At 50.7% G+C, this 15,647-nt stretch carries 13 protein-coding genes; 3 read left to right on the forward strand and 10 right to left on the reverse strand.

Translation table 11 applies throughout. The features are described from left to right. Positions 1-307 precede the first annotated feature (307 nt). The 8 genes from BUB38_RS11960 to BUB38_RS11995 all read right to left on the reverse strand — a co-directional run bounded on the left by BUB38_RS11960 (position 308) and on the right by BUB38_RS11995 (position 9,882). Positions 308-772, reverse strand: a complete 465-nt coding sequence (locus BUB38_RS11960) for a hypothetical protein (RefSeq protein WP_139258432.1) — start codon at positions 770-772, stop codon at positions 308-310. Continuing rightward, positions 735-2,519, reverse strand: a complete 1,785-nt coding sequence (locus tag BUB38_RS11965; RefSeq protein WP_073160861.1) for an RHS repeat domain-containing protein — start codon at positions 2,517-2,519, stop codon at positions 735-737. Before BUB38_RS11965 ends, BUB38_RS11960 begins: the two co-directional genes overlap by 38 nt. Before the next feature lie 237 nt (positions 2,520-2,756). After that, positions 2,757-4,046: a histidinol dehydrogenase gene (hisD, locus tag BUB38_RS11970; protein ID WP_073160863.1), complete on the reverse strand. Its 1,290-nt coding sequence runs from the start codon at positions 4,044-4,046 to the stop codon at positions 2,757-2,759. Further along, positions 4,037-5,611, reverse strand: a complete 1,575-nt coding sequence (gene cimA / locus BUB38_RS11975) for a citramalate synthase (RefSeq protein ID WP_073160864.1) — start codon at positions 5,609-5,611, stop codon at positions 4,037-4,039. Before cimA ends, hisD begins: the two co-directional genes overlap by 10 nt. 153 nt (positions 5,612-5,764) lie before the next feature. After that, the gene (locus BUB38_RS11980) at positions 5,765-7,330 is read right to left on the reverse strand and encodes a peptide chain release factor 3 (protein WP_073160866.1); all 1,566 of its coding nucleotides are present in this window, start codon (positions 7,328-7,330) and stop codon (positions 5,765-5,767) included. A gap of 143 nt (positions 7,331-7,473) precedes the next feature. Then, a complete protein-coding gene (locus tag BUB38_RS11985; protein ID WP_073160868.1) occupies positions 7,474-8,523 on the reverse strand; it encodes a GGDEF domain-containing protein in 1,050 nt (349 codons plus the stop codon). A gap of 160 nt (positions 8,524-8,683) precedes the next feature. After that, positions 8,684-9,145, reverse strand: coding sequence for a 23S rRNA (pseudouridine(1915)-N(3))-methyltransferase RlmH (locus tag BUB38_RS11990; protein ID WP_073160870.1), 462 nt, complete (start codon positions 9,143-9,145; stop codon positions 8,684-8,686). An 8-nt stretch (positions 9,146-9,153) separates the two neighbouring features. Beyond that, complete coding sequence (locus tag BUB38_RS11995; protein ID WP_073160872.1) at positions 9,154-9,882, reverse strand: metallophosphoesterase family protein; 729 nt, start codon at positions 9,880-9,882, stop codon at positions 9,154-9,156. A 144-nt stretch (positions 9,883-10,026) separates the two neighbouring features. On the opposite strand from BUB38_RS11995, the gene BUB38_RS12000 reads away from it, so the two are divergent. Continuing rightward, positions 10,027-10,656: an FKBP-type peptidyl-prolyl cis-trans isomerase gene (locus tag BUB38_RS12000; RefSeq protein ID WP_073160874.1), complete on the forward strand. Its 630-nt coding sequence runs from the start codon at positions 10,027-10,029 to the stop codon at positions 10,654-10,656. Beyond that, positions 10,656-11,345, forward strand: coding sequence for a ribose-5-phosphate isomerase RpiA (gene rpiA, locus BUB38_RS12005; RefSeq protein ID WP_249269346.1), 690 nt, complete (start codon positions 10,656-10,658; stop codon positions 11,343-11,345). The genes BUB38_RS12000 and rpiA overlap by 1 nt, the downstream gene beginning before the upstream one ends. Positions 11,346-11,634: 289 nt before the next feature. Here the strand turns inward: rpiA and BUB38_RS12010 are convergent, their stop codons facing one another. Then, positions 11,635-12,339, reverse strand: a complete 705-nt coding sequence (locus BUB38_RS12010) for a hypothetical protein (protein WP_073160878.1) — start codon at positions 12,337-12,339, stop codon at positions 11,635-11,637. 365 nt (positions 12,340-12,704) lie between these two features. Beyond that, positions 12,705-12,884, reverse strand: a complete 180-nt coding sequence (locus BUB38_RS12015; RefSeq protein ID WP_139258433.1) for a hypothetical protein — start codon at positions 12,882-12,884, stop codon at positions 12,705-12,707. A 111-nt stretch (positions 12,885-12,995) separates the two neighbouring features. On the opposite strand from BUB38_RS12015, the gene BUB38_RS12020 reads away from it, so the two are divergent. Then, the gene (locus tag BUB38_RS12020; RefSeq protein ID WP_254794953.1) at positions 12,996-15,647 is read left to right on the forward strand and encodes a U32 family peptidase; all 2,652 of its coding nucleotides are present in this window, start codon (positions 12,996-12,998) and stop codon (positions 15,645-15,647) included.

The raw sequence follows: 15,647 nt of genomic DNA on the forward strand, positions 1-15,647 counted from the left end.
CAACACCAAGCTTTAACGCTGCATTTTCAATAGCAGCAACAGCAAGGTGCGTCTTTCGGTAATCCAAGTCATGTGACATGCATTTAACGGCCATGGTATCTAAGATACAACATTTTAAAAGCCGTGTCAACAAAGTCAAAACAAAAAGAATACTTCAAGAGCATCCCGCCCCCTGCAATGCAAGGAACTGAATTGAGGAGAAGTGTGGTTTATGGGAATCTTGGAAGCTGAATTGTAGAACTGTAAAACTGGCAAAATTGAAAGGCCGCACCATTGAAGGCGCGGCCCTTGTTCACTATACTATTTATCAGTCAATATTTGAACAGAAACCCATTTTCTGTTCATCCATGCATAAATATACATAGCTGTCAACTATTGATCCGTCTTCAAAGTATGATAGAATCGCCTTTATTTTCCATGGCGAATTTTTTTGTCTACCTATAACAGTCATTGTCGCTTTTTTGCCTATCATGTACTCAACAAATACATGCATTAATGCATCTAGAGTTTCCTGATTTTTTTCAAACAATGAAAAAAAACTTTTTTTTGTTGTTAATATATTTCCTTTTTTTTCGACATCTTTTTTTATATCAACAACCAAAGAGTCTACAACAGCATTTCGCTTTAAAGCATTTGCGTCCAGACCAGCCACAGAACGGAGAACTGAATCCAAGCCAGGAATTTCCTTTGTAATTAAATTTTGCGCTGGAAGAATCTGAGGAATAAACAACAAACTAGTCAAAATCTTCATATGCTTTTGAATCATATTCATGTCCACCTATTCTGGCAGCCTCCTTTTCTATACCGGTCCTCCATTCTTCATTAACATTATACGTATTTTTGAAGAGATTCGCTGCACCTTGTCCATCAATGCCGTTTTCAAGAAAAATATTTAAAATTTGTTCATATTGAAATCCATGACCACCAAGTTCATGGCCTAAAGATTTCGCAGTTCCATCAAAATATATCTCAGCGCCAGTTGCATTGGGTTCAAATTTTCCATAACTCGTTTTATTTTTGATTGGATCACCATAAGTATCTTCAAACACCATGGTTTGTTGGGGTTCCCTAAAGTTCAAATTATAAACATTTTTTGACGCACTTAAAACGGCTATATTTGATTTAGCTTCGATAGTTAAAGAAGAATACAAATTAGCAAACATATTCTGTTCATCTTTAGATGCAAATGTTATAATGTTCCCATCCCCATCTACCCCGTTCACAGGATTCATCCCATTTCCCGCATACAAATACGGACTACTAAATTGTCTCTTTGGGTCTACTGAAATCCACAATCCGAGCATTGGATCCAGATATCTTGCGCCGAAGTAGTTCAGCTCGGTCTCGTCGTCTTTTTCTTTTCCTGTGAAGTTCTCGGTCACCTTGTCGGTGGGTTCCGAGAGCGTTACCTGCTCGCCGAATGCACGGTAATCGTAGGCGGCCTGCACACCACCCTTGTAGCCAGAAAAATAGGTGTCGTTGTAGGCGGAGGTTCCGTATACGAGCATAGTGCTTCCGAGATGATTCTTGAGAAACCATTCAAATTTTGCGCTGGGGATGTATCCCGCGAGTTGCATCTTGTCGACACCATAGAAGGGATTCGTGGCATCTTCCACGCCGTAGCGGCCGAGGCCCTGGGGCATGTTCACCACGACCTTTGTTTCGCTGGGAGTGCCGTTGTGGAAACTTTCGCGGACCTCGGTGCCGATGCCTGTGTAGTGGGTCACGAGTTCACGTTCCCAGTCGGCGGCGTATGTTCGTTCAGAAGTGTTCGCACCAGTGGATGTCTCGGATAGGCAGGCCTTGCGTTCCCGCGTCTTTGAAACACGTCTGCCGGTGCCGTCGTATGCCATCAGCACCCTGACACTGTCCCTGCTGCAACTACGCGTATTCTCAAGTACATTTCCTGATTTGCTTTCCATCCTAAATTCCACCGGCATTCCTCTCCAATCATAGGAAATTTTGAGGTTCTTGGATTTGTCCTCGATGAGATTACCTTCCGCATCGTAAACAAAGTTCTCGGAAGCACTCATATCGCGGTTTGCAGCAGACATTCCGCCCATGCCACCGGAGACCTTCTCGAGACGGTTCGTGTTTGCATAGTAGCCGTACTCACCGCCGGTAGCGCCATCACCCCCGCGACCCTGGCCGCGGCGCTGGCTTACAATTCGGCCCTGTTCATCATACTTAAAGTATTCATTGAACATATCCTGTTCAGAATCCTCCACAGACGTGAGACGGTTCATGAAGTCGTACACGTACTTGCTACTACGTTTTTGTTCCCCATTAGCAGCAAGTTCATGAACCATGTAGCTGATGTTACCGTTGTACTGAGGAACGCAATTGTGGTTGCCACAGTCTTCATAGTAGAGTTCTTCTTCAAATAGCTTCTTCCCGTCAGCATTTTTCGCAGTGGCTGTTTTTACAGCACCCGAGATATGGTAGGTATAATCAATTGTAACATTGTTGCCAAGCCTTACGGTCTTAACATTTCCTGTAGGGTAATATGCATAGGACACAAGTTCCGTAGACAGTGATGCACCATTCTTGACGGAAATAGATGAAATTCTTCCCAGACGATCATAGACATACTGGTCCGAAACGGCACGATTCTTGGCATAAATGTTTAAGCCGTAAGGATACTTTTCTGATTTTTGCGATTTTATTTAGTTATGCAACGAAAAAGCCGAGATGAACATCTCGGTTTTAAAGTTTTTCTTTATTCAAGAAATTTATTCTAAAGAAGCGGCGCTGAACTAAAGGCGCTTCAGCACAGCCTGTGCGTGATGGTAGAAGCCTTCTTCCATTGCAACAGCGGCGATTGCCTTGGCGTTCTTCTTGATGGCCTTTTCGCTGTAGCGGATGATGGACATGCGCTTCAGGAAGTCGTATACGCCGAGAGGGCTGAAGAAGCGGCCAGTGCCGTTGGTGGGCAGCACATGGTTGGGGCCTGCGAAGTAGTCGCCCACAGGTTCAGAAGACCAGTGACCGATAAACACGGCGCCGGCGTTTTCAATCTGGGCAGCCATGGATTCCGCTTCGTCGGTCATGACTTCCAGATGTTCCGGAGCAATCTTGTTTGCAATGGCAACGCCATCGAACCAATCCTTCACCACAAGGATGCGGCCGAAGTTGTCCAGCACCTTCTGGAGCAGTTCCTTCTTGGGGCTGTTTTCAACCTGGACGTCTACGCAGGCAGAAATCATCTGGGCGGTTTCCATGTCGTCAGTAATGCAGATGGCGGCTTCGAAACCGGAACCGTGTTCAGCCTGGGAAAGCAGGTCGGCTGCAACGAAGTCAGGATCGGCAGTCTTGTCGGCCATGACGAGAACTTCAGAGGGGCCTGCCACCATGTCGATATCCACAACGCCGAAGACTTCCTTCTTGGCGACGGCAGCGAAAACGTTACCCGGGCCCACAATCTTGTCGACGCGTTCAACGATGGTCTTGCCCTTGGAATCCTTGGCACCGTAGGCCAACAGGCCGATAGCCTGTGCGCCACCGATGTGGTAGACTTCGGTAATGCCCAACTGCTGGAGCACGAAAGCCACGGCACGGTTGATTTCGCCCTTGATGGGGGTCACCACAACGATGTCCTGAACACCAGCCACCAGTGCGGGCACAGCATTCATGATCACGGTGCTGGGGTAAATGCCAGCACCACCGGGAACGTAAAGGCCAACGCGCTTCATGGGGCGGATGCGCTGACCAAGAACTACACCGTCCTTACCTTCCATGAGCCAGGATTCTTCCATCTGGTTCTGGTGGAAATCGCGGACGTTCTTGATGGCCTGCTTGAGAGCCTTCTGCAAATCGGCGGGGCACTTGGCGGCAGACTTTTCGATTTCCTTTTCAGATACGCGGATATTCTTGCCCTTGAGGCCGTCGAACTTCTGGGCGTATTCTACAGCCTTGGCGTAGCCGCCCTTCTTGATGTCGGCAAGGATATCTACAACCTTGTTATAAATCTCGCGGCTGGGAGCAACTTCGCGACCGCAAATGCGTTCAATTTCCTTAGAATTAGGAGTAGCCTTAACTATTTGCATTTCTTAGTTTCCTTCAAAATCTTGTAGCACAGACCGTCCATCAAGGCAAGCCAGCTGGCTTCGATGATGTTGGTGCTGACACCTGCCACATTCCAATGTTCCTTGTCGTCGCCGAAGGTAGTCCACACGCGGACCAGAGCGTCGGAACCCACAGAAGAACCTAGAACGCGGACCTTAAAGTCGTCCAGGCGGACCTTGGCCATGTACGGGAAGAACGGCAGCAGAGCCTTACGCAATGCGGCATCCAGAGCGTTCACCGGACCGTCACCTTCGCTCACCTGATGGCTGATCTTGTCGCCAATCTTCAGCTTGACGCTGGCCTGGGAAACAGAGAGTCCCTGAGGAGTCTTGTCTTCGGTGACGCGATAGTTCATGAATTCAAAAGGTTCAGTGAACATACCCAGCTGGCGGTAAACCAGCATCTTGAAGCTGGCTTCGGCAGAGTCGAAGTGCCAGCCGGCGTTTTCCTTTTCCTTGATGGCAAGCAAAAGCTTTGCCACCATGGGGTCCTTCTTGTCGATGCCCGGCTTGATGGCCTTCAGCTTTTCTACAACCAAAGAGCCGCCAGCCTGATCGCTGGTGACGAATACGCGGTCGTTACCGATGGAATGGGGATCCACATGTTCGAAACTGCGGGACACCTTCATGACGCCATCGATGTGTGCTCCGCCCTTATGGGCAAAGGCGGCCTCGCCCACGTACGGTGCGCGGACGTCGCTAGCCAAGTTCACAATCTGGTCGACGCTGAGGAACAGCTTGCGAAGTCCAGCCATCTTCTTGGCGGCAAAGAACTTCACGCCCATCTTGAAGTTGAGGTCAGCCATGATGGTGGTGAGGTTTGCGTTACCGCAACGTTCACCGTAACCGTTGATGACGCCCTGGATCATTTCTGCACCGGACTTTACGGCATAGATGCTGTTGGCCACAGCAAGGCCAGAATCGTTATGCACATGGATGCCCAGAGGTACGTCCACGTGTTCCTTAACGGCATCAAAAATTTCTTCCAGTTCCCACGGCATGGTACCGCCATTGGTATCGCAAAGAACGATGAAGTCTGCACCACCGAGGGCGGCAGCCTTCAAGGTTTCAAGAGCGTATTCCGGATTAGCCTTATAGCCGTCAAAGAAATGTTCGGCATCGTAAATGACTTCTTCGGAATGTTCCTTCAAAAATTCGATGGAAGACTGGATCATGTCCAGGTTTTCTTCCAGAGTAGTATGAATGACTTCAGTAACGTGGAGATCCCAGCTCTTGCCGAAGATGGTCTTTACGGGAGCCTCGGACTTCACCAATGCCTGGAGCAGCGGATCCTTCTCGGGAAGAATCTTCGGACGACGGGTGCTGCCGAATGCAGCAATCTTGGCATGCTTCAGCTTAAGCTTCTTGACTTCGCGGAAGTATTCTTCGTCGGTAGGGTTGCTCGGGTTAGGCCAGCCGCCTTCAATGTAATCAATACCGAAAGAGTCAAGAATTCGAGTAATCTGGATTTTATCGGCCAGAGAGAGACTAATCTTGCGATCTTGATTGCCGTCGCGCAGCGTGGTGTCATAGATAAAGCATTTCATAAGTGCAGTAAATTTAGCAAAAAACTTTGTTTTTTTTTCGATGTGTTCATGCAATAAACAGTAAAGCAAGGTGTTTGCCTGATGTTTAAAAAAGAGATGCAGCGAATTTACTGCATCTCGTAATTTTTTTACCCGAAGGCCGATTCGTTGAAACTATCCCTGGGAGGTTTCTGCGAAGGTCAAGTTTTCGTAATTCTTGATAGCCAGATTCAGACGATATTCGTTGGGGAACAGACAAACTAAGTTGCGTTCCTTGTCCAGCATGCAGTCCATGGCATATTCTTCAGCGAACTTGTTCACGTCCTTTTCGGGGCCGGAGACCCAGCGGATACCGTGAGCGGGTACGCGATCCAAAGAAACGTCAGCGCCGTATTCACTCTGGAGACGGAACTTCAGCACGTCGAACTGCAGTTCACCCACCACACCGATCACCGGAATAGCGGACTTCATAGGTTCATAAAGCTGGGTAGCACCTTCTTCAGAAAGTTCAGCCAGGCCCTTGGCCATCTGCTTGGACTTCAGCGGGTTCAGGAGGGTGACGCGGGCAAAATGTTCCGGAGCGAAGTCAGGAATGCCGGTGTAGCTCATCTTTTCACCATCGGTCAGAGTATCGCCGATGCGGAACAGACCGGGGTCGTTAATACCCACGATGTCGCCTGCCCAGGCATTGTCAATGACTTCCTTGTCCTTGGCCAGGAATGCGGTAGGAGCAGCCAGACGGATTTCTCGGCCGGTACGCACATGGAAAACCTTTTCGCCACGGGTAAAGCTACCGGAGCAGATACGCAGGAATGCGGTACGGTCACGGTGCTTGGGGTCCATGTTAGCCTGGATCTTAAACACAAATGCGCTAAAAGCATCTTCACCCGGATCCACAGGACGCTTGTCGGTATCGCGGATCATGGGAGGAGGAGCCAACTGAGCAAAGGCGTTCAACAGCTGACGTACACCGAAGTTGTTCACGGCACTGCCAAAGAACACGGGGCACATCTCCCCCTTCAGGAACTTTTCGTGGTCAAACGGATCCATAGCGCCAGTGACCATTTCGTATTCTTCCTTGAACTGTTCCACCCAGTTCTCGCCGCACATTTCAACCAGGCGGGGATCATCGGGACCAGTCATCTGGATAAGCTGCTGCTCCCCTTCTTCCTTGTTAAAAGTATGGAAGGTATTGTCGGCGATGCAGTACACACCCTTGAAAAGCTTACCCACGCCAATGGGCAGAGTAAAGGGAGCCACCTTGATCTTCAGGACATTTTCGATTTCATCCAGCAGGTCCAGCACATGGCGACCATCAAGGTCCATCTTGTTGATGAAGGTGATAATCGGAGTGTGGCGCATGCGACACACGTTCATGAGGCGGATGGTCTGCTTTTCTACGCCGTTCACGCTATCGATAAGCACCAGGGCTGCGTCCACAGCGGTCAGGGCGCGGTAAGTATCTTCGCAGAAGTCCTGATGGCCCGGGGTATCGACCAGGTTGAACATGCAACCTTCGAAGGGGAAATTCAGAACGGAACTGGAAACAGAAATACCACGCTGCTGTTCGATCTTCATCCAGTCAGAAACCGTGTAGCTGCGGTTGGACTTGGCACGAACATGGCCTGCTTCACGGATTACGTTGCCGTACCACAGGAACTTTTCGGTAATGGTTGTCTTACCAGCGTCAGGATGGCTAACGATGGCGAAAGTGCGGCGTTTAGAAATTTCTTCGTTCATAAAAAAGGCTCTAGGTTCAAGGCAAAAGGTTTGAAGCCAGGAACTCAAGAATTAGGGTTCATTTTTTTGCGGCGGTAAAGATAGAAAAAACAGCCGACACCTCGACTGTTCTTCTTAAATTTGACAGGGCTTTTAACTGTTTATTACATCTCGGTGTAAATCTGGTAGCTGTTACGACCTGACTTTTTCACATCATAAAGGGCCTTGTCTGCGCGATCAAATAGGGCCTGATAGTTCATATCCAGGTCGTTTGCAAAGGCCGCCCCTATCGAAATATTGATGACATTCAATTTTTCGTCGTTGCAGAAAGTTTCGTCGGAATTAGAAATCAGATGGCTGATGCACAAGGTCAAATCGGCCATGCTCTTCACGTTGGGCAAGAGCACCACGAATTCATCACCGCCGAAACGGCAGATGGTCACGGATTCAGACTTGTCAAAAGTCTTCTGCAAGATGTTTGCGAACAACTTAATGGCCCTATCCCCTTCCAGATGTCCATAAGAGTCATTCACCACCTTCATATGGTCCATATCCACCACCAGCATGGCTCCGGAATTGTGCTGAACCACCATGAACTTGTCAAAGGCGCGTTCCATGTACCTGCGGTTCCACAATCCAGTTAGCTGATCTGTGTAGGCGGAATGCTCACTCTTATTGATATTCACTTCATTACTGTACATGGTCTTCAGGTGCTTAACCATGGCCTTGTTAATAAAGAAGCCACTTACGAACATCACCACGAACTCGATGGTCATTCCGTCAATGTGGGTAACAAACCATTCGACGGCATCCGGATTAGCAAGGGCGCTGGCCTCGAATTCTGAAATCTGCCAGTTGCTGACCAACATCATCAAATAGCTGAGGATGCTCATGGTGACGAAAGTCCTGCGCTTACAATACAGAAGGCTGGTCATGGGCACAAAGAAGTAGCTTAGCGAGATGTCCATGTGGCCAATACTCATGACGTAGATGGTCACCAAGGCACCTACCAGTCCAATGTACTTGATAATGGAACTTTCAGGCTTGAACTTATAAAGCACCGAATGGCCGATGGCGAAAACGAAAATCACCAAAAAAGACTGGAGACAGGCCCAATAAGTGACGCCAGGAAAGGCGGCAAAAAGAACGCCTAAGGCGATCGTCGGAGAAACAAGGCAGCAATACCAGAGGATGCGGCAAAAAATGCCATTCATCCTTTTTTCGTTGTTGTCTAGAAAATACGAGAAATGATTGTCATAATATTCGGAACCCATGGACAAGAATATAGATGATTACGTCGGGTTCAGAACATCTAACTATACAAAAACACCCCGAAAAACAGATATTTTTATTACAACCTGTATGGTCCAGCCACTACCTGTGGTGGTACGGGTGATTTTGCATCACCATCTGGGCCCGGTAGAGCTGTTCCGCAAAGATGATTCGGGCATGGTCGTGGGTAAAAGTCAGAGGAGACAGGCTCAACAGCATATCGGCGGTTTTCTTCAAATTCTCGTCTATACCGTATGCGGAACCGATCAGAAATACCACATTTCCCGGGAAGCGGTCACGGAGCGTGTCAGATAGTTTGACCGTGTCCATCAGCTTCCCCTCTTCAGAAAGAATGATCCGCTTGAAATCGCTCTTGGGGAATTTCTTCTCGAAAAGGGCTGCTTCCTGCGCCAGGGACTGGTTTCGGTCGTCCAGCTTCGATTCCTTGAGTTCCACGACTTCCAGAGGGATGGCTCCCCCACGGAGACGCTTGACGTACTTGTCGACTTCGTCGGCAACAAAAGGCGAACCTGCCTTACCAAAAACTGCGAGAACCCATTTCATGGAGGCTACTATCTTCCAACTGACAAGCGGTCGATCAGGAAGTTTGCCATTCCCTGCTTGCGCATGCGTTCCTGGGTCTTGGCGATGTCGTAATCCACGCGGATGATGCGCACGCACTTGGTTTCGGTATCCAGCAGGCACCAGCAGGAACGGGGATCGCGGTCACGAGGCTGCCCCACACTGCCGACGTTCACCAGCAGACGTTCCGTATTCTCGATGGTATATTCGTATTCATCCAGAATCTTGGGAATGGCCATGGGGCGGCTTGCCACGATAACCGGGCTATGGGTATGTCCCACAAAACAGTAGCGGCCAGAAAAATGATCGAAGGCGTCCAGAGCATCTTCCAGTTCTGTCACATAGACCCAGTCTGCAGGGCTCAGGGGCGATGCGTGAACGAAGCAAATATCGTTTTCTTCACGGATGTAGGTCAGGCTGCGCATGTATTCCACAGATTCCTTGGAAAGGTGGGTCTGGGTCCATTCGATAGCCTGCTTGGCATAGGGGTTAAAGCCTTCGCTGGATTCGTGCTTGATGGCGACACTATCGTGATTACCGATAATGCAGATGTCCATATTTTCACGAGCCAGGGCTACACATTCATCAGGGTCTGCGCCGTACCCCACCAAATCACCAAGACAAACCTTCCGATCTACACCATTATCTTCCATGGACTGGAGCACAGCCTTGAAAGCTTCGGCGTTAGAATGGATATCAGAGCAAATTCCGTAAAGCATGAGCCTAATTTAAATAAAAAAGAAGAAATATGAGAGAATTAGGTGGCGAGAAAAGCAAAAATTAAGTTTTCTTTTCTACAAAGCTAAGGCCTTAAACGTCATACGCATTTAAAAATACGGCTCTATTTACTATTTTTGCGTCGTATGGAAATTGTTCAAGACAAGCTGAAGGTCAGCATTGCCTACACTTTAATGGAAAGGTCCGGGAAGATTCTGGAAGAAGTGCCGGCATCCCACCCCTTCGTGTACATTCATGGGTACAACAACATTATCCCCGGTCTGGAGAGTGCCTTGAATGGTCGCCGCGTTGGCGAGAAATTCACAATCGACATTGACGCGAATCTCGGCTACGGTCTTTTCCGCGATGACTTGATCCTGGAAGTCCCTAAGGACGAACTGAAAGAAATTGGTGAAATCTGGCTGGGCATGGAACTGGAAATGTATCAGGATGAAGACATCCGTGAGTTCCAGTTACCCGAAACGGCCGACGAATTTGTAGATGGACTGAACCTGGACAGCGACGACGATAACGAAGCTGACGGTATATACACCATCAAGGAAATCCGCAAGGAAACCGTAATCGTAGACGGCAACCACCCCTTTGCCGGTAAGGACCTGACCTTTGACGTGCAGGTCATTGCCGTAGAATCCCCCAGCTTTACCGAACTGGAATCAGGATTTCCCGATAAGGACGAATTTGACGAACAGGATGAGTTCGACGAATTCGGCGACGATCTTAACAACCCCGATAATTTCAACAGGAGATGGCGATAATGGCCAACATGGATGAACTGAAGAAAGCCGCAGGCGTACGCGCCGCTGACATGATCAAGGACGGCATGACCGTCGGTCTTGGCACTGGAAGCACCGCAGCCCACATGGTTAACCGCCTGGCAGAACGCATCAAGACCGAAGGTATCAAGGTGGTTGGCGTTTCTACTAGCTGGAGCACCACCCTGCAGTGCCGCGCTCTGGGCATCCCCCTGAAGGAAATGGGCGAAGTCTCTCACCTGGACATGGTCATTGACGGTGCCGACGAAATCGACGACAACCGCAACCTGATCAAGGGCCGCGGTGCAGCCCACCTGCTTGAAAAGATTGTGGCCTCCATGACCGACAACTACGTGATTATCGCAGACAGCGGCAAGAAGGTGAACCAGCTGGGTACCAAGTTCGCAGTTCCTCTGGAAATCATCCCGGGTGCAATCGCAGTCGTAACCGAACGCGTTGCCAAGCTGGGTGGCGAAGTCAAGGTCCGTATGGGCGCTCCCGGTAAGGACGGTCCGGTGATTAGCGATTCTGGCAACCTCATTGCCGACGCCAAGTTTGCTCCTATTGCTGATGCAGACAAGCTGGCTCGCGAACTGGAACACATCGTCGGTATCGTCGGTCACGGTCTGTTCGTCGACATGGCAACCAAGGTAATCCTCGCCGACGAAGAAAAGGGACTGATCGAATTCTAAGGAACGAGGTTCTAGGTATGAGGGCGCTCGCAAAGCTCGCTTTCAGGTATGAGGACGGAGCCTTCGGCTCCTTTGAGCTAGATAATCGCGCCGAAGGCGCCTTACTTTAGCTCACAGCTCATCGCTCACAGTTCGTATCTCATAATTTGAGTCTGCGCCACTAGATCCTTCGCTCCGCTCAGGATGACAAACGCAGACAAATATCTCATAACTCGTATCTCGTAATTCGTAATTAAAAAAATCCCCCGCATTTCTGCGGAGGATTTTTTAATGCTTTGAGCCAAGCTAATTAAGCTTCGTCGTCAGCCAGTTCCGGAGCCTTCTTGATCACGTTGCGGCGGCCATAGCGAACCTTGGACGGATCGAAAGTGGTTTCAACCGGAGCAATATCAGCTTCGTTCACAACCGGTGCTGCAACAGCTGCGGGAGCTGCGGCGGGGGCTTCAACTGCGGGTGCTGCGGGAGCGGCCGGAGTTTCAACCGGGATGCGAGGAGCGAGGGGACGGCGTTCAGCAACAGGAGCTTCAGCGGCGACCGGTGCAGCAGCTTCGGTAGCGGCAGCTACGGGAGCGGCGGCTTCTGCGGCAGGAGCTGCAGCGGCGGCGTTGAATTCACGACGGGGACGTTCCGGGCGGCCTTCGCGACGGTCGCGGCGGTTGCCACGTTCGTTGCGTTCAGCGCGCTGTTCACGCTGTTCATTACGGGCAGCCGGCTGTGCAGCGTTGGCGGCCTTGTTTTCGCGATTTTCGCGGTTTTCCTTTGCAGGACGTTCCTTATTTTCCTTCTGGCGATTTTCCTTGTTGTTGCGTTCACCGCGCTGAGCCATTTCCTGAGCGTTAACGGGGCGGCGTGCGCCCGGCTTCAGGTTCATGTCGGGGGTGAGCTTCTTGAAAATCGGGGTACGAAGCATAGTAAGGAGCTTGTTAACCTTAGTCAGGATAACGATGCTCAAGATCACTGCAACGAGTGAGAGAGCGATTGCGATGTATTCCATTCGGGGCACCTCATAAATAAGGGTTGACCGCGACTACAGGCTGGAAGAACCCGCAGGCGGTGTGGCGTTGGGTTAATGTAATCCGTATTCGGATTTATGCTTAAAGCCATCTTACTAGCGCCTCCGGAGAGGCTTGACTGGCCATAAGGCTTCGGGCAAATTGGGCCGGCGAAGCATTTAAAGGGGTCTCCGCCGCAGCGGTAGACGAGTTTTTGCCACGAGGCCAAATATACAAAATATTCACAACGAATCCCCCGCACCGACCGACTAGAGGTGGCAGTTCAAGTTGGAATATCAGACTTTTTATATAAAAAAAGCGGGCATAACCCGCTGTTTCCTTAATTTTCAGGCCGAAGGCCCCAAAGTTAGAGGTGCATATCCAGCTTTTGTAAAGATTTCTTCACGGAATCGCCGTAGGCGTTCAGGGAATCCAGGGTATGCTGAAGCGAATCTACAGAGTGCTGAAGACTGGCGTTATTCTGTTTCAGGCGTGTAATTTCGGCCTGTGCATCCTTATCGGCGCAGCCCATAAAAGAGAAAGCCATTAGAATAAAAATCAAAGACAAAAGGGAATAAAACTTCATGTTCCCAATAATAGAAATTAGAATGGATGGTAATTTCTATCTTGTGGAGCGTAATTTAAAATCCGGTACGCAATGATGAAAGAACAAGAACTTTTGATGCCTGTTGGAACCTGGGAAATGCTGGAAGCCGCCGTCAAGAACGGGGCCAACGCCGTGTATTTCGGGGTTCCCCACTGGAACGCTCGCGGCCGTACCGAAGACTTTTCCTTTGAAGATGTAAAGGCCATGATCGAGTATGCCCGAAGCCGAGGCGTCCGCAGTTTCATGGCCATGAACGTTCTTGTTTTCGAGCGTGAGCTGCAGGAGTTGCCGGAATTCCTGGCCCAGATTATCGCCTTGAAACCCGACGCCTTTATTATCCAGGACATTGGCCTCGCCCGCTTGATTCGCGCAATTTGCCCGGAACAGGAAATCCACGCCAGCACCCAGATGACCCTGGCCAGCGCCGAGGGCGTAAACCTGGTAAAATCCATCGGCTTTAACCGCGCCGTTTTGAGCCGCGAACTTTCGGCCAAGCAGATTGCCGCCGTCAAGAGCGGAACCGACCTTGAAATCGAAGTGTTCGTACACGGAGCCCTTTGCGTCTCCTATTCCGGCCAGTGCCTCACCAGTGAAAACTTCGGCGGAAGATCCGCAAACCGAGGCCAGTGCGCCCAAAGTTGCCGCCTCCCCTACCGCATTTTTGTAGACGGCAAGGAATTCACCGAAACCGACGCCCAGTATTTGTTCAGCACCCGCGATTTGTGCGCCCTCCCCAAGCTTGAGGAACTTGCCGAAATCGGCGTGGAATCCCTGAAGGTGGAAGGCCGTCTGAAGAGCCCGGAATACGTGGCTGCCGTAACTAGAGCCTATAGAAAGGCGTTGGACAACATTTCCGCAGCCACCAGCAAGCGGGGCGATCTCGGTCTGGAAAGTTCAGACTTGGAACCGCTGGAAGTCTTGTTCTCCCGCGGGTTGACTACCGGCTGGCTTGATGGCGACAACCACCAGGAACTGGTGAACGGAACCTTCAGCAATCATCACGGTCTTTATTTAGGTAAAGTCGTCAAGGTAGAGCGTTCATCTGTTTTTGTAACCGCCGAAAAGGAATGGCTCCCCCGCCCCGGCGACGGCATCCTCTTTGAAGATTACCGCTTTGGCGTCTCCCTGGGAAGCCGCCTGTACGGAGCGCAGATTGTACATAACGCCCACAGCAAGCGTGGAGACGGCATGCGCGGCATGGGTCCGCTGCTGCGCCTGGACTTCGGCTACGATTTCGACACACGAAAGATCGGCCGCAACATGGACGTTTTCCGCAACGACTCCCCCACCCTGGAAAAGGAACTGCGCAAGACATTTACCGACCGAAATCAGGAAACCAAGCGTGCGGTGAACATGGAACTTTCCGGTGCGGTGGGCGAACCTCTGACCTTGAAAGTCTGGCTGGCGGGAACCCCCCTGATGCAAGGGATGGATAAGGCCGCAGAAGTACAAAGCGAACAGATTTTGGAACAGGCGAAAAATGCAGTCGACCCTGCAGCTCTGGAAGCGCTGGCCCGCAAGGAACTTGGGGGCCTGTCGGCCACGCCCTATGAACTTGGAAGTCTGATGGTCCACGTGGCCGGCGCACCTTTCGTACCCGGAAAGGTGCTGCGCAACCTGCGACAGTCCGCAATTCAACAGCTGGGAGCCTCCTCCCTGCAGTGGAAGGAAATGAATATCAGCGCCGCAAACGGAAAAAAATTCCTGCAGACAATTTCTGCAAAGTTCGCCGTTGCCGCCAAGAAGTCCGCAGCTGCTCAAGATCCATCGGCTTCGCTCCGCTCCGCTCAGGATGACACGCAAAAAGAATTCGGCATCGTCCACAAAGTTGCAAAGCCCGTCATCTCCGTGCTGGTCCGCAACCCGGAACAGATTGCCGCCCTCAAGGGATTAGACATCGACAACGTCATCATGGATTTCGACTGGGGCGTCAAATATGACGAACCCCTCCAGCAGATTCGTGAACTTGGTTTTAAGGCTGGCATGGCCACCCTGCGAATCCACAAGCCCGGCGAAAATCATTACCTGAAAAAGATTCTGGAACTCTGCCCGGATTTCGCCCTTGTCCGCAATCTTGGTTCCCTGTCCATCCTCAAGGATAGCGGGATCCCTCTCGTAGGCGACTACAGCCTGAACGCCGCCAACTCCGCCAGCTACGAATGGCTTCTGGATCAGGGACTGCAGACAATCCACCCCTCCTGGGATCTAAACAGCACCCAGCTTTTCGACCTGCTGAAAAACATCGACGGCAGCCGCCTGGAACTGACCCTTCACCAGTACATGCCCGCCTTCCATTCGGAATATTGCGCTTTCGCCCGCAGCCTTACTACAGGCCGCCGCTTCCCGGAATGCGGAAAAATCTGCACCCAGCACAAGGTGGAAATCCTGGACCACAAGGGAGAACGCCACTTCCTGCAATCCGACGCAGAATGCCGCAACACCCTATTCGTAGGCCGTCCCCAGTCTGCGCTTAAATTGATGCCTCAACTCCGCACCTCCGGCGTAAACCATTTCCGCCTAGAAATGCTCAACGAAGATCCAGAAACTGTCCGACGCAAGGTGCTAATTTACACCCAGGCCATCCGCGGAAAAGTCTCCATCGAAGATGCCATCCGTGAAGCCGGCATTCAGGAAAAGTACGGCCTCAGCGAAGGCCAGCTCTTCAACGAAAGCACCTGGCAGAACCGCAAGAAATGCGATTAG

Source organism: Fibrobacter sp. UWH5, assembly GCF_900142505.1.
Classification (GTDB): domain Bacteria; phylum Fibrobacterota; class Fibrobacteria; order Fibrobacterales; family Fibrobacteraceae; genus Fibrobacter.

What these genes read in the sequence shown, in the direction of transcription:
- BUB38_RS11990 (WP_073160870.1), bottom strand. Translation starts at nt 9,145, where the DNA reads ATGAAATGGGTTCTCGCAGTTTTTGGTAAGGCAGGTTCGCCTTTTGTT.
- cimA (WP_073160864.1), bottom strand. Translation starts at nt 5,611, where the DNA reads ATGAAATGCTTTATCTATGACACCACGCTGCGCGACGGCAATCAAGAT.
- BUB38_RS12010 (WP_073160878.1), bottom strand. Translation starts at nt 12,339, where the DNA reads ATGGAATACATCGCAATCGCTCTCTCACTCGTTGCAGTGATCTTGAGC.
- hisD (WP_073160863.1), bottom strand. Translation starts at nt 4,046, where the DNA reads ATGCAAATAGTTAAGGCTACTCCTAATTCTAAGGAAATTGAACGCATT.
- BUB38_RS11960 (WP_139258432.1), bottom strand. Translation starts at nt 772, where the DNA reads ATGAATATGATTCAAAAGCATATGAAGATTTTGACTAGTTTGTTGTTT.
- BUB38_RS11985 (WP_073160868.1), bottom strand. Translation starts at nt 8,523, where the DNA reads ATGAATGGCATTTTTTGCCGCATCCTCTGGTATTGCTGCCTTGTTTCT.
- BUB38_RS11995 (WP_073160872.1), bottom strand. Translation starts at nt 9,882, where the DNA reads ATGCTTTACGGAATTTGCTCTGATATCCATTCTAACGCCGAAGCTTTC.
- BUB38_RS12000 (WP_073160874.1), top strand. Translation starts at nt 10,027, where the DNA reads ATGGAAATTGTTCAAGACAAGCTGAAGGTCAGCATTGCCTACACTTTA.
- BUB38_RS12015 (WP_139258433.1), bottom strand. Translation starts at nt 12,884, where the DNA reads ATGGCTTTCTCTTTTATGGGCTGCGCCGATAAGGATGCACAGGCCGAA.
- BUB38_RS11980 (WP_073160866.1), bottom strand. Translation starts at nt 7,330, where the DNA reads ATGAACGAAGAAATTTCTAAACGCCGCACTTTCGCCATCGTTAGCCAT.
- rpiA (WP_249269346.1), top strand. Translation starts at nt 10,656, where the DNA reads ATGGCCAACATGGATGAACTGAAGAAAGCCGCAGGCGTACGCGCCGCT.
- BUB38_RS12020 (WP_254794953.1), top strand. Translation starts at nt 12,996, where the DNA reads ATGATGAAAGAACAAGAACTTTTGATGCCTGTTGGAACCTGGGAAATG.